Genomic DNA, 275 nt, shown 5'->3' on the forward strand with positions numbered 1-275 from the left:
GGGCCAGACCTGCGTCTGCACCAACCGCTTCTACGTGCACGACAAGGTCTACGACGCGTTCGTCGACAAGCTCGCGGACGCTTCGCGCAAGATCAAGGTGGGCAACGGTTTCGAGGCGGGCGTGAGCCAGGGCCCGTTGATCGACGACGACGCCGTGGCCAAGGTCGCGCAGCATATCGACGACGCCACCTCGAAAGGCGCGAAACTCGTCGCCGGCGGCAAGGTCACGGAGGGCCGCTACGTCGAGCCGACCGTGCTCGCCGACGTCACGCGCG

The 275-nt window shown here is 67.3% G+C and carries 1 protein-coding gene; it reads left to right on the forward strand.

Annotated features, from left to right (window positions below; all coding sequences use genetic code 11):
* A partial coding sequence (locus SB771_RS34330) for an aldehyde dehydrogenase family protein (protein ID WP_410721953.1) occupies window positions 1–275 on the forward strand: 275 nt, incomplete at both ends.

It is taken from the genome of Burkholderia sp. SIMBA_051, from assembly GCF_046534915.1.
GTDB lineage: Bacteria > Pseudomonadota > Gammaproteobacteria > Burkholderiales > Burkholderiaceae > Burkholderia > Burkholderia ambifaria.